This is a genomic window from Brachybacterium kimchii (assembly GCF_023373525.1).
GTDB classification, from domain to species: domain Bacteria; phylum Actinomycetota; class Actinomycetes; order Actinomycetales; family Dermabacteraceae; genus Brachybacterium; species Brachybacterium kimchii.
In genome coordinates this window covers 2,142,123-2,154,978 of record NZ_CP097218.1, presented here as the reverse complement: position 1 = coordinate 2,154,978, position 12,856 = coordinate 2,142,123, and the positions used below count along the sequence as shown (strand labels likewise).

At 73.9% G+C, this 12,856-nt stretch carries 14 protein-coding genes and 1 pseudogene; 6 read left to right on the top strand and 9 right to left on the bottom strand.

Annotation, left to right across the window (positions count from 1 at the left end; genetic code table 11):
- Nucleotide 1: 1 nt before the first annotated feature.
- The 7 genes and pseudogenes from M4486_RS10205 to M4486_RS10175 form a co-directional block, all read right to left on the bottom strand.
- Nucleotides 2–211, bottom strand: a pseudogene (locus tag M4486_RS10205) (Rv3654c family TadE-like protein); the annotation flags it as partial.
- Between the two features lie 86 nt (nt 212–297).
- The gene (locus M4486_RS10200; RefSeq protein ID WP_249476962.1) at nt 298–657 is read right to left on the bottom strand and encodes a TadE family type IV pilus minor pilin; all 360 of its coding nucleotides are present in this window, start codon (nt 655–657) and stop codon (nt 298–300) included.
- 116 nt (nt 658–773) lie between these two features.
- A complete protein-coding gene (locus M4486_RS10195; protein ID WP_249476961.1) occupies nt 774–1,112 on the bottom strand; it encodes a DUF4244 domain-containing protein in 339 nt (112 codons plus the stop codon).
- A gap of 117 nt (nt 1,113–1,229) precedes the next feature.
- On the bottom strand, nt 1,230–2,345 hold the full coding sequence (locus M4486_RS10190; RefSeq protein ID WP_249476960.1) for a type II secretion system F family protein: 1,116 nt from the start codon (nt 2,343–2,345) through the stop codon (nt 1,230–1,232).
- On the bottom strand, nt 2,342–3,601 hold the full coding sequence (locus tag M4486_RS10185; protein ID WP_249476959.1) for a TadA family conjugal transfer-associated ATPase: 1,260 nt from the start codon (nt 3,599–3,601) through the stop codon (nt 2,342–2,344). The genes M4486_RS10190 and M4486_RS10185 overlap by 4 nt, the downstream gene beginning before the upstream one ends.
- Nucleotides 3,598–4,806, bottom strand: coding sequence for a CpaE-like family protein (locus M4486_RS10180; protein WP_249476958.1), 1,209 nt, complete (start codon nt 4,804–4,806; stop codon nt 3,598–3,600). The genes M4486_RS10185 and M4486_RS10180 overlap by 4 nt, the downstream gene beginning before the upstream one ends.
- 90 nt (nt 4,807–4,896) lie before the next feature.
- Nucleotides 4,897–5,715: an exodeoxyribonuclease III gene (locus tag M4486_RS10175; protein WP_249476957.1), complete on the bottom strand. Its 819-nt coding sequence runs from the start codon at nt 5,713–5,715 to the stop codon at nt 4,897–4,899.
- Between the two features lie 125 nt (nt 5,716–5,840).
- Here M4486_RS10175 and M4486_RS10170 point away from each other — a divergent pair, with 125 nt between their 5' ends.
- The 3 genes from M4486_RS10170 (at nt 5,841) to M4486_RS10160 (ending at nt 8,734) form a co-directional block, all read left to right on the top strand.
- Nucleotides 5,841–7,148 carry an amidohydrolase gene (locus M4486_RS10170; RefSeq protein WP_249476956.1) on the top strand — a complete coding sequence of 436 codons (1,308 nt, stop codon included), beginning with the start codon at nt 5,841–5,843 and terminating at the stop codon, nt 7,146–7,148.
- A gap of 9 nt (nt 7,149–7,157) precedes the next feature.
- Nucleotides 7,158–8,003, top strand: coding sequence for an SDR family NAD(P)-dependent oxidoreductase (locus tag M4486_RS10165; RefSeq protein WP_249476955.1), 846 nt, complete (start codon nt 7,158–7,160; stop codon nt 8,001–8,003).
- An 86-nt stretch (nt 8,004–8,089) separates the two neighbouring features.
- A complete protein-coding gene (locus M4486_RS10160) occupies nt 8,090–8,734 on the top strand; it encodes an orotate phosphoribosyltransferase (RefSeq protein WP_249476954.1) in 645 nt (214 codons plus the stop codon).
- Between the two features lie 9 nt (nt 8,735–8,743).
- Here M4486_RS10160 and ypfJ read toward each other — a convergent pair whose 3' ends face one another.
- The gene (gene ypfJ / locus M4486_RS10155; protein ID WP_249476953.1) at nt 8,744–9,649 is read right to left on the bottom strand and encodes a KPN_02809 family neutral zinc metallopeptidase; all 906 of its coding nucleotides are present in this window, start codon (nt 9,647–9,649) and stop codon (nt 8,744–8,746) included.
- Between the two features lie 135 nt (nt 9,650–9,784).
- Between ypfJ and M4486_RS10150 the strand changes: the two genes are divergently transcribed.
- From M4486_RS10150 to fbaA, 3 genes are all read left to right on the top strand, one after another.
- Complete coding sequence (locus tag M4486_RS10150; protein ID WP_249476952.1) at nt 9,785–10,486, top strand: DedA family protein; 702 nt, start codon at nt 9,785–9,787, stop codon at nt 10,484–10,486.
- On the top strand, nt 10,479–11,177 hold the full coding sequence (locus M4486_RS10145; RefSeq protein WP_249476951.1) for a TrmH family RNA methyltransferase: 699 nt from the start codon (nt 10,479–10,481) through the stop codon (nt 11,175–11,177). Before M4486_RS10150 ends, M4486_RS10145 begins: the two co-directional genes overlap by 8 nt.
- 172 nt (nt 11,178–11,349) lie before the next feature.
- Nucleotides 11,350–12,378, top strand: a complete 1,029-nt coding sequence (fbaA, locus tag M4486_RS10140) for a class II fructose-bisphosphate aldolase (RefSeq protein ID WP_152352247.1) — start codon at nt 11,350–11,352, stop codon at nt 12,376–12,378.
- A gap of 131 nt (nt 12,379–12,509) precedes the next feature.
- On the opposite strand, the gene M4486_RS10135 is transcribed toward fbaA, so the two are convergent.
- The gene (locus M4486_RS10135) at nt 12,510–12,836 is read right to left on the bottom strand and encodes a DUF2516 family protein (protein WP_249481045.1); all 327 of its coding nucleotides are present in this window, start codon (nt 12,834–12,836) and stop codon (nt 12,510–12,512) included.
- Nucleotides 12,837–12,856 lie beyond the last annotated feature (20 nt).

Sequence of the window (12,856 nt, the reverse complement as noted above, 5' to 3'; positions counted from 1 at the left end):
CGACGATCACGTCCTGACCCGCGACCGTGCACGAGAGCAGGCTCGCGTCGTTGCGGGCGGCCGCCTCGGAGGCGACGGCGCACGGCGCGCTGCCGCCGACGGCGAGCGAGTCGGCGCCCGCGAGCGCGGCGAGGTCCGCGGCGGTGTCCGCGGCCGCGAGCGCGAGCAGCCCCTGCCCGATGACGACGACCGCGCCGAGCACCGCCGTCATCGCCCCGATGTAGGCGAGGACGCTCGCGGGCGCCGATCCCTCCTCCCTCGCGTGCTCTCCCGCGTCCTCCCGTGCGCGTCGCGGCGTCACGGTGCGCCCCCTCCCTGCCCGTCGCCCACCAGATGGGGTTCCCTGCGCGCCTGGGCGGAACCGCTGAGGTCCCAGCTCGCGCCGGCGAGCAGGCCGCCGCGGGCGCCCACGGTGCGCGTCACCGTCACGCGAACCCACGCGCCGTCGGAACCGACGCTCACCTGCGCACCGTCGCCGGCGATCCGCTGAGCGCTCTGCACTGCCTCGCCCTCGCTCTGGCCGCGCGCGAGCTCGCGGGCCGCCCCGCGGGCCGCGGACTCAAGCTGCACCTGCGCTCCGATCCCGACCCCGGCCACGAGGATCACGAGCACCATCAGCACGACCACGGGCAGCACGATCGCTGTCTCCGCCGTCACCGAGCCGGTGCTGCCGCGCAGCGGGCGACGGGCGCCCCGGCCGGCCCGGGAAGGGGCCTGCCGGGACGCCTCGTCGGCGTGCGCGCACTGCGCGGGTGGGGCGGGGGAGCGGACGGTCACTGCCCCAGCGAGAGCGCCGAGGTGATGATGTTCATCAGCAGCTCCCGCACCTCGCCGGACTTCAGCAGCAGCACCAGCACGGCCGCGAAGCCGCAGGCCGCGAGCACCGTGATGGCGTACTCCGCGGTCGACGCGCCGGCGTCGTCCCGCAGGGCCGCGCCCAGGCTGTGTCGGGTGGGACCGAACACGCCGGTGCCCCCACGGGGAGTGTGGGCGCGCGGGCGCGGGCACGGGTCCGCCGCGGCCCGGGTGGTCCCGGGCCCGATGGGCGCGGGGCGGGTGGAGGCCGCGCGCCGGCGGCGCGGGACGGGCTGGGTGAGGACGGGTGCGGACATGGTGATCTCCTTCGGGTGGACCCGCGGGTGCGGGTGATGGCGCACCGCCGATCGGCGGCGCGGACCGGGCACGAGCCCGGGGGTCAGGGGTGAGGCAGGTCGGAGGACGAGCGGCGGTCAGACGACGGGGAGCCAGGTCTCGACGCCCAGGGAGCCGCTCAGCAGCGAGGCGACGGTCGGGATGATCCCGAGCAGCACGAAGGCCGGGAGCAGGGTGGTGCCGGTGGGCAGGACCAGTCGCACGGCCAGGCGCGCGGCGGCTGCCTCCGCGTCGCGGGCGCGGTCGCGACGGGCGTCCCGCGCGGCCCCGTGGAGGACGCGCGTGAGGTCCGCGCCGGAGCGCTCGGCGAGCAGCGCTGACTCCCCGAGCACCGTGAGATCGGGCGGCAGGTGCTGCGCCGCGAGCACGGAGGGGACGCCCGCCGCGAGGGACTGCGCGAAGCGGTCCAGGTCCTTCGCGGCGGTCTGCGAGGAGGGATCCTCGGCGAGGGCCCGTGCCACCACGGATGAGGCACCGGCCAGCGGCAGCCCGGAGGTCATCGCTCCGGCGATGAGATCCAGGAGCACGGAGGGGTCCACGCCGCTGTGCGCGTGCCCCTCGGCGGTGCGCAGGAGGGAGCGCATCCACCACCAGCCGGCGAGGGTCAGGGCGCAGCCGCTGATCAGCAGCAGACGACCGGCGGTGGTGCCGAACAGGATCCGCAGGGGATCGGCGCCCAGGAGCGCGCCCAGGGCGATGCCGGCGACGGGCAGACCCAGCAGGATGCGGCCGGTCGCCCGTGGGCCCGCGAAGGCGCTGCGGCGCGCGGCCGCGGCGTCGTGCAGCCCGCGCAGGGCCCCGGCGAGCCCCTCGAGCAGGGAGGACATGGGGGCGCCGCTGTGCTCGCAGACCTCGAGCGCGGTGCCGAGCGCCCGGATCTCCGCGGAGCGCGAGAGGCGCCCGTGGGCGGCGCGGCGCGGGTCGGCGCCAGCGCTCACCCGGGCGGCCAGCTGGGAGAGGTCGCCGGGCGGCAGCGAGTCGGCGACGATCCTCCAAGCGCCGCGCACGGGAGACCCGCTGCCGAGCACCACCGCGAGCCGCTCGACCATGCGGGCCACGTCCAGCGTGCTCGCGTGCTGCGGGCGACGGGGGAGGCGCAGCGGTCGCCGGCCCGGTGCCGCGACGGCCGGTCCCCTGCTCCAGACCACGAGGAGGACGAGAGGGGCGGCGAGCAGAAGAGCGAGGACGCTCATCGGTCCGCCCCCGGTCGCGCGGCCCCGTCATCCGCGCGGGCGCTGTGGCGGCCCCGGGCGCGGTCCGCGCCCGCGGGTCCCGCCGTCGGCGTCGCGGTGAGGCCGAGGCGGCGGGCGAGCCGGGCCCATCCGGGACCGGTGACGACCACGTCCTCGCGGAGGTCCAGGGCGGGCACCGCGCGCAGCGCGCCGTCGTTTCCGCGCTCGAGCACCGCGAGCTCGACGATCCGACGCCGGCCGTGCGGGCGGCCGAGGTGCACGACCACCTCGAGGGCGCTCGCGGCCTGTGCGGCGAGCGCCTGCCGGTCCAGCCCGCCCAGCGCGCCGAGCGCCTCCAGGCGGGCGGGGACGTCCAGGGCGGTGTTGGCATGCAGGGTCCCGCACCCGCCCTCGTGCCCCGTGTTCAGCGCCTGGAGGAGCTCGCGCACCTCGGCGCCGCGGCATTCGCCCAGCACCAGGCGATCCGGACGCATGCGCAGGCTCTGGCGGACCAGGTCGGCCAGGTCCACCGCGCCCGTGCCCTCGCTGTTGGCGTGCCGCGACTGCAGGTGGACGGCATGGGGATGGTCGATGCGCAGCTCTTGCGCGTCCTCGATGACGACGATGCGCTCGCTCTCGGGGACGAGGGCGAGCAGTGCCCCGAGCAGGGTCGTCTTCCCCGTCCCGGTGCCTCCGGTGACGACGAACGCCGCGCGTGCGGCGACGAGCGCCCGCATCACCTCGGGCAGCGGGTCCGGAAGAGCACCTGCGGCCTCGAGATCCGCGAGGCTCATCGTGCGCCGGGAGGGCAGGCGCAGGGAGATCAGGGCGCCCGTGGGCGAGAGCGGCGAGAGCACCCCGTGGAAGCGGATGTCGCCGGGCAGGCGCGCGTCCGCGCAGGGCACGGCGTCGTCGAGGCGTCTGCCGCCCAGGGTCGCCAGGCGCACGGCGAGCGAGCGCGCCTGCTCGGGGGCGACGTGCACAGGGCTGCGGTGCAGTCCCTCGGCGCCGTCGACCCACACGCTGCCGTCGCCGTTGACGAGCACGTCGGTGACTCCCGGCCCCACGAGATCCTGGAGCGGCCCGAGCCCGGAGACGTGGTCGCGCACCCGGCTCGTGATCTCGAGCATCGCGGCGGCGCCGAGCACACGGCCCTCCCGGCGCAGCGCCCGGGAGACCCGGGGGACGTCGACGGGGCCGGGCTCCGCGGCGAGGTCCTCGCGCACGCGGTCGATCACCGCGTCGAGAGCGCCCTCCGGGGCGTCGACGGCGCTCATCGACCGTCCTCCCAGCTCGCTGCGAGGCGACGGGCGAGGCCGTCCGCTCCTCGGCGGCGCACGTCCAGCAGCGGCACGGTCCCGCGCGAGGAGTCCGCGAAGCGCCCGGCGACGCCCAGGTGCAGCGCCTCCCGAACATCCGCGGAGGACACGGGTCCGCGACCGCGGAGCACGGCCTCGGCGCCCCCTGGTGGCAGGTGCCAGGCGGCGAGGCGCCGGGCGGTGGCGCGCAGGGCGTGGTCGGTCGCCGGCAGCACCACGTACAGGCGGTCGAGGTGCGCGATCGCCGGGCCCACCAGATCGGGGGCGAGGTCGACCACGACCTGCGCCGTGAGGGAGTCGAGCGCGGCCAGCACGTGGTCGAGCTGCATGCCGCTGGGAGCGGGATCCTCCCGTGCCACGAGCAGGCGCACGTCGTCGACCTCGGGGAGCCCTGCGACCAGGGCCTCGCCGTCGGCCGCATCGATCCCGGAGAGGTCCTCCCAGCAGGCGCCGCGCAGCTCCGGGGCCTCGACGAGGGCGTCGAGGCCGCCGCCCATCGGGTCGGCGTCGATCAGCACGCTCGAGCGACCGGCACGGGCGGCCGCTCCGGCGAGCCGCGCCGCGAGGCTCGAGGCGCCCGCCCCGCCGCACCCGCCGACCACACCGATGATGCGGGCGCTCTGGCGCGGTCGCAGCGCGTCCCCCAGCAGCGAGAGCAGGCGCGTCGAGTCCTCCGGGAGGCGCAGTACGGCCGCCGCCTCGAGTTCGAGCGCACGCCGCCACACGGGTTCGGAGACCGGGCGATCGGTGACCACGAGCAGCCTGGAGCGGGCGGTGCGCGGAGGATCGGCGAGCAGCGCGGCGGGCGTGCACAGGTGCAGCGCCTCGCGCGTCTCGCCCGCTCCCGCGGACCCGGCAGGACCGGCCGATCCGGCAGGACCGGAAGGCCCCGGTGCGGCGAGCGCGGGAGCGTCCCGCAGCACGGCGCCGGCGGCACCGGCATGGTCCGCGACCAGCGCCCGCAGGCTCTCCGCGGCATCGTCCTCCGCTGCGACGTCGTGCCAGACGACGACGGCCGGTGCACCACCCACGGCCCCGGACGCCGGCCCGCGCCCTCGAAGGACCGGCGCGCGCTCCCGCGGGCCCTCGGCGCCCGGCGGGGAGGAGGCGGCCGGGAATCGGGAGGGCGTGCGGAGTGCGGGGCGGTCCAGGAGGCTGGTCATGCCCCCAGCGTCGGCGCGAGCGGCCTCCCCGTCAGCCCCGAATCCCGGATGGGGGATAAACGGGCATTGTGGAGGATCCGCGGAGCGGGGTCAGAGCTCCAGGTCGAGCACCACGGGCGCGTGGTCGGAGGCGCCCTTGCCCTTGCGCTCCTCGCGGTCGATGAAGGAGGCGCGGTAGGCGGTCTGCACGGCGGGGGAGCCGAGCGCGAAGTCGATGCGCATGCCCTCCTTCTTCGGGAAGCGCAGCTGCTGGTAGTCCCAGTAGGTGTACACACCGGGGCCCGGGTGATCGGGGCGCACCAGGTCCGCGTAGCCCTCGTCGACCACGGCCCGGAAGGCCGAGCGCTCGGGCTCGGTGACGTGCGTCTTCCCCTCGAAGAACTCCATCGACCAGACGTCGTCGTCCTCGGGGGCGACGTTGAAGTCGCCGGTCAGCAGCACGCGGGCGTCGGCGTCGGCCGCGAGCTCGCGGGCTCCCTCGGCGCGGAGCGCCTCGAGCCAGCGCAGCTTGTAGCCGTAGTGCGGGTGGTCGATCTCGCGGCCGTTGGGCACGTACAGGGACCACAGGCGCAGGCCGCCCGAGCCGTCCTCGGCGCCGCCGACGACGGCGCCGAGCGCGCGCGCCTCGACCACGCCGTCCTCGTCGTCGGGCCAGGCGGGGACCGCCGGCAGCTCGGTGCGCACATCGGCCAGGCCGACGCGCGAGGCGATCGCGACGCCGTTCCACTGGTTCAGGCCGTGCGCGGCGACCTCGTACCCGGCGGCCTCGAGGCCGCTGAGGTCCAGTTGCTGGGGCTTCGCCTTGATCTCCTGCAGGGCGATCACGTCGATCTCCTGGCGCTCGAGCAGCGCGAGCAGCCGATCCATCCGGGCGCGCAGGGAGTTGATGTTCCAGGTGGCGATCCGCATGGGACGAGTCTATGCGGGCGGGCCGACGCGCCCGTCCCCTCGATCGGCCCGGCGCCTCCGGCCCGCCGGACCCGCCGCGTCCGATCCCCCTGCACACCGGCCGACCGAGGATGCACAGTAGGGGCATGGACATCGCGATCGAGCAGAGCCTGACATCGATGGGGGACTGGCAGGAGGACCTCTACAAGGACGTCCACCGCCACCCCGAGCTGAGCATGCAGGAGGAGCGGACGGCCGGGAGGATCGAGAGCGAGCTCGCGCAGCTGGGCCTGGAGACGCGCCGGTTCGGCGGGACGGGCGTGGTCGCCGTGATCGAGAACGGGCAGGGGCCGACGGTCCTCGCCCGCGCCGACATCGACGCCCTGCCCGTCACGGAGGACGAGATCGTCGACTACCGCTCGGAGACCGAGGGGGTCATGCACGCCTGCGGCCACGACTTCCATCTCTCCGCGCTGCTGGGCGCGGTGCGCGCCCTGGTCGAGAACCGCGAGGACTGGAGCGGCACCTACGTCGCCGTGTTCCAGCCCGGCGAGGAGGAGGCCGACGGCGCCCTCTCGATGCTCCGCGACGGCCTCGCGGAGGCCGTGCCGCGGCCCGACGTGGCGCTCGGCCAGCACGTCATGCCCGGGATCGCCGGCCAGGTCGCGATCACCGACGGTCCCGTCCTCTCCCAGGGCGACTCCGTGCACGTCACCCTGCACGGCAGGGGCGCCCACGGCTCCATGCCCCATCTCGCCGTCGACCCCGTGGTCCTCGCCTCGAGCATCGTGCTGCGGCTGCAGCAGATCGTGTCCCGCGAGATCCCGCCGGGTGCGTTCTCCGTGGTGACCGTCGGCGCGCTCAACGCCGGGACCAAGTCGAACGTCATCCCCGCGACGGCCGAGCTGCGCCTGAACCTGCGCCACTACGACCCGGACGTGCGCGATGAGGTGATCGCCGCCCTCGAGCGCATCGTGCGCGCCGAGTGCGCGGCCTCCGGCTGCACCCGGGAACCGGAGTTCGAGTACTACGACCAGTACCCGCTGACCAGCAACGATCCGGAGCAGAAGCAGATCGTGCGGGCCGCCTTCGAGGAGGCGTTCGACGACGGCCAGGTGATCACGATGGCCCCTGCGACCGCGAGCGAGGACTTCTCGCATCTTCCCGACGCCTTCGGTGCCCCGTACGTGTACTGGATCGTCGGCGGCACCGATCCCGACCTGTACCGCCGTGCCCAGTCCGACGGCACGGTCGCGAGCGAGGTCCCCGCGAACCACCAGAGCGCCTTCGTGCCGGAGCTGCATCCGACCCTCGAGGCGATGACACGCGCCCAGGTCGCCGCCGCCCTCGCGTACCTGGGCGACGCCGCCTCGGAGCATCCGGGCTCCGGCACCCCGGAGCAGTCCTCCTCCGACACCTCGGACAGGGCCGCCGGCGCGGCCGCGCGCGACTAGCATCAGGACATGGCACGCGCATTGGTCACCGGCTCGACCGCCGGACTGGGCCTCGAGTTCGCCTGGCAGCTCGCCGGGACGGGGCACGACCTGCTGCTCGTCGCCCGTGACGAGGGGCGCCTGCGCGCGGTCGCCGAGCAGATCCGCCACGTGCACAAGGTCGAGGTGGACGTGCTCGCGGCCGATCTCTCCGTGCGCCGCGAGCTGGATCGTGTGGCCACCGCCGTCACCGATCCCGTCGCCCCGGTCTCGCTGCTCGTGAACAACGCGGGGTACGGGCTGCGCGGACGCTTCCTCGAGGTCGGCGTCGAGGAGCACGAGAAGCAGATGGACACGCTGATCCGGGCCGTCCTGGTGCTCTCCCACGCGGCCGCGCGGGTGATGGTCCAGCGCCGCTGCGGTGCGATCATCAACGTCAGCTCCCTGGCGGGGTACACCGCGGCCGGCCCCTATGCGGCCTCCAAGAGCTGGGTCACCGTGTTCACCGAGTCCTTGGCGACCGAGCTCGAGGGGACGGGCGTCACGGCCACCGCGCTGCTGCCCGGCTTCGTCGCCACGGAGTTCCACGAGCGCGCCTCGATCAGCGTCGAGGGTCTGCCGCGCGTGACCTGGCTGAAGGCCCCGTTCGTGGTGGAGCAGGCCCTGCGCGACGCCGCCAAGGGCCAGGTGCTCTCGATCCCCTCGGTGAAGTACCGGGCCGCGGGCGAGGTCTCCCGCCTCGCGCCCCGTCGCCTGGTGCGCCTGCTCGCCTCGCCCCGCTGGGAGGCCGCGGCCGGACGACGGGCCCTCGGGCGCGCTCGCCGGCGCGCGTCCCGGCGCCGGCTGAAGGCCCCCTGGCAGCGCGAGGACGGCTGAGCGAGGGCGCCGGGAGCCGGAGCTCCGCGCGACGGCGGACTGAACGGGCGACGCGGCGGGACGCACGCTGCGTCTACCCTGGTGCCATGCCCGACATCTCGACCGCCGACGCGCGCGCCCGCCTGCTCCAGCTCATCGACGACCTCGCCGTGGTGCGCGGGAAGGTGACGCTCTCCTCCGGCGCCGAGGCCGACTACTACATCGACCTGCGCCGCATCACCCTGCACCACGAGGCGGCCCCGCTCGTGGGCCGCGTCATGCTCGACCTGCTCGCCTCCGAGGGCCTGCTCCACGGGGCCGACGCCGCGACCGCCGTGGGCGGCCTGACGCTCGGCGCGGATCCGGTCGCGACCTCGATCCTCCATACCGCCGCGCACGATGCCTCCGCGGCGGGCGCCCATCCCTGGTCGAACTTCGCGGCGGAGGAGGGCGCCTCCGCCCTGCCCTCGCCGCGCCTGGACGCGTTCGTCGTGCGCAAGGCGAACAAGGCCCACGGCCTGCAGCGCCGCATCGAGGGCCCCGATATCGCCGGTCGCGACGTGATCGCGGTCGAGGACACCTCCACCACCGGGGGCAGCGTGCTCACCGCGTGCGAGGCGATCGAGGAGGCCGGCGCGCGGATCCGGGCCGTCGCGGTGATCATGGACCGCGGCACCGGTGCCCGCGAGAAGATCGAGGCGGCCGGCTACCGGTACCTCTCCGCGTTCTCGGTCGACGAGCTCACCATCTGAGCGGGCCCGTCACAGGTCCGAGGTGGAGAAGGTGTCGCAGGACGCCGGATCGCCGGACTCGTAGCCGGTGGTGAACCATTTCTGGCGCTGCGCGGAGGAGCCGTGCGTCCAGGTCTCGGGGTTCACGTCGCCGCCCGAGACCTCGCCCTGGATGTGGTCGTCGCCCACGGCGCTCGCCGCCGAGAGCGCGTCGGAGATGTCCTCGTCGGTGAGCGGCTCGAGGAACGCCTGGCCCTCCTGGTCCTTCGAGGACGAGGCGTGGTCCGCCCACACGCCCGCATAGCAGTCGGCCTGCAGCTCGAGGCGCACGCCGTCGCTCCTCGGGCCCGTCTGCGCATGGTCGATGCGGTCCATCGTGCCCTGCAGGTTCTGGATGTGGTGCCCGTACTCGTGGGCGACCACGTACTCCTTCGCGAAGGCGCCGGCGGAGGCCCCGTAGGTCGAGCTGAGCTCGTCGTAGAAGCTCGTGTCGATGTAGATCGTGCTGTCGGCCGGGCAGTAGAAGGGGCCGACGTCCCGCGAGGCGGCGCCGCAGCCCGTGTTGGTCTGCCCGGAGAACAGCTTCCCGCGCGGCTCGCTGAAGGAGATGCCCATCTGCGGGGCGAGGTCCTGCCAGGTGGCGTCGGCCGATTCGACGGTGGCCTGCACGAGGCAGTCGTCCGAGGCGTTCGCATCAGCACCCGAGGAGCATCCGGTGTCCCCGCCCGTGCCCTGGTCCTGGGACTGCGAACTGCCCGAGTCCGAGCCCTGCAGCAGATCCAGCGGGTTCCCGCCCATGATCGCGTAGACCACCACGATCACCAGCACCAGGCACCCGCCGCCCCCGCCGCCGATGGCGATGCCGCGGCCGCGACCGCCTCCGCCGCCGCGGGAGACGTTGTCCGAGCGGATGTCGGCGTTCGGGTTGAAGGTCATGGGGCACACAGTAGAAGGTCAGGTCCGTGCCAGGAAGCTGATCGGCGCGACCTCTACGATGGAGCTGCCCGTCCACGAGCGAGAGGCCCCCATGACCTGCGCCCCCGCATCCGTCCCGCGAGCCGGGGCGTCCCGATGAACGTCGTCGACTGGGCCGTGGACACGATGGACGCCCTGGGCGGCCTCGGCGTCGCCCTCCTCATCTTCCTCGAGAACGTGTTCCCGCCGATCCCCTCCGAGGTGATCCTGCCGCTCGCGGGCGTGGCCGCCGCGAAGGAGGGCCACTCCTTCCTCGAGATGCTGCTGTTCTCGCTGGCCGGCTCGGTCGCCGGCGCCTGGGTCCTCTACGGACTCGGCCGGGCGCTCGGCCCCGCGCGGCTGCGCTCCCTGTTCCTGCGGCTGCCGCTGCTGCACGTCGAGGACTTCGACCGGACGGTCGACTGGATGCGCCGGCACGGCACCAAGGGCGTGTTCTTCGGACGCATGGTCCCCGGGATCAGGTCGCTCGTGTCCATCCCCGCGGGCCTGTTCGCGATGCCGTTCTGGCGCTTCACCCTGCTCACCCTCGCGGGGAGCGCGATCTGGAACGCCCTGTTCATCACCCTGGGCTTCACGCTCGGCGCGAACTGGCACGTCATCGAGCCGTTCACCGAGGTCATCTCGAACATCGTGTACGCGGTGATCGCGCTGCTCCTCGTGATCTGGGTGGTGCGGCTCGTGCGGCGCGAACGGCGCCGCCGCGCCCAGGGCCTGCCCGACCCGGACCTCCGGGTCCGCGCGCAGGAGCACGGCGACGACGGGATGGACCGGGACGACAGGACGACGAGTCATGACTGACCCGGGCGAGCCCACTGACCCCGTCGAGCCCGTCGAGCCCGTCGAGCCCGTCGGCCCCGAGCGGGAGATCGGCGTCGGCCCGCACCCCGAGCCGTGGCCCGAGGATCCTCGGCTGGACCCCGATCTGCTCGCGGACGGGGACCGCCGCAACGTCGTGGACCGCTACCGCTACTGGCAGCGCGAGGCGATCATCGCCGACCTCGACGCCCACCGCACCGAGCTGCACGTCGCGATCGAGAACCTCGAGCACGACGCGAACATCGGCTCGATCGTGCGCACCGCGAACGCCTTCGCCGTGGGCGCCTTCCACATCGTGGGCCGCCGTCGCTGGAACCGCCGCGGCGCCATGGTCACCGACCGCTACCAGCACGAGATCCACCACCCCGGCGCCGCGGACCTCGCCGCCTGGGCGCACGAGCGGGGCAGGCCGCTGATCGCGATCGACATCCTCCCCGGCGCGAGGCCCCTCGAGCACGCCCGGCTGCCCGAGCGCGCGGTCCTCGTCTTCGGCCAGGAGGGACCGGGGATCAGCCCGGAGCTGCTGGCGGTCTGCGACGACGTCCTCGAGATCACCCAGCTCGGCTCGACCCGCTCGCTCAACGTCGCGGCGGCGGCAGCGATCGCCATGCACACCTGGATGCGCCAGCACGCGCTCGGCGGAGAGGGGAGCGGGAGTGCGGGCGCGATGTGATCGCGCCCCGACGCCTCCGGTCGGGACCCCGCACGGCGGCGTCGGCGGGCCCGTGTCCACGGGCGCGGACCGGAGGTTCCGTTCGGACGCGGGCGTGAGAGAATCAACAGCACTGCGCGCCTTCGCGGCGCGCGTTCCGATGCCGTTACTCGCACTCGCGTGAGGAGCACACATGCCCATCGCATCCCCTGACAAGTACGCCGAGATGATCGACCGCGCCAAGAAGGGCGCGTTCGCCTACCCCGCCGTGAACGTCTCCAGCTCGCAGACGGCCATCGCCGCCCTGCAGGGCTTCACCGAGGCGAACACCGACGGCATCATCCAGGTGTCCTTCGGCGGTGCGGAGTACCTGTCCGGCTCGACGGTCAAGGACCGCGTCGCCGGTTCGATCGCACTCGCGCAGTTCGTCCACGCCGTCGCGGACAACTACCCGATCAACGTCGCGCTCCACACCGACCACTGCGCCAAGGAGGTCCTGCCCACCTGGGTCGAGCCCCTCATCGAGTGGGACCTCGAGAACCGCGTGAAGAAGGGCCTCGACCCGCTGTTCCAGTCGCACATGTGGGACGGCTCCGCGGTCCCGGTCGACGAGAACCTCGAGATCGCCGAGCGTCTGCTCGCGAAGTCCGCCGAGGCCAAGAAGATCCTCGAGATCGAGGTCGGCGTGGTCGGCGGCGAGGAGGACGGCGTCCAGGCGGACGTCTCCAACGACAAGCTCTTCTCCACCCCGGAGGACGGCCTGAAGACCGCCAAGAAGCTGGGCCTGGGCGAGAACGGCCGCTACCTCACCGCGCTCACCTTCGGCAACGTGCACGGCGTCTACAAGCCGGGCAACGTCAAGCTGCGCCCCTCCGTCCTCAAGGACATCCAGGACGCGGTGGGCAAGGAGTACGGCCAGGACAAGCCGTTCGACCTGGTCATGCACGGCGGCTCCGGCTCCTCGCTCGAGGAGATCCAGGAGGCGGTGGACAACGGCGTCATCAAGATGAACATCGACACCGACACCCAGTACGCCTTCACGCGCCCGGCCGCCGGCCACATGTTCGACAACTACGAGGGCGTCCTCAAGGTCGACGGCGACGTCGGCAACAAGAAGGCCTACGACCCCCGCGCCTGGGGCAAGAAGGCCGAGGCCGGCATGGCCGCCCGCATCGTCGAGGCCGCGCAGAACCTGCGCAGCGCGGGCTCCCACGAGGCCTGATCCGATCGGTCGGGCCGACGGGCCCGACGTCGGCCAGGACGGGGCATCCACCTTCGCGGTGGGTGCCCCGTTCCGCGTCTCCGGGGCCTGCGGCGGGCGCCGGGGGTGCGGCCCGGGCCGAGGGCCGGGGGTCAGTACCTGTTGTTGCGCGAGCGCTCCATGACCGAGCGCAGCGCCGGCAGGACGTCGGCCAGGAAGACGCCGGAGATCACGATCCCGATCACCATCAGCAGCATCGAGGAGCCGCCGCGGCCCACCGGGTAGGGGAGCGCGAGGAAGCCGAGCAGCAGGGCGAGGCCCGTGAGCAGGCCCCAGAACAGCTTCGTGCGCTTGCCCGCCGCGGTGTAGGCGTCGGGGCGGAAGCGCAGAGCGTTGACCAGCGCCCAGATCTCGACGGCGAAGAGCACCACCGCGATCACGGCGAAGATCCAGTACTGGGCGACTGCGAGCCAGAGCATGCGGCCAGGATAACGGCACA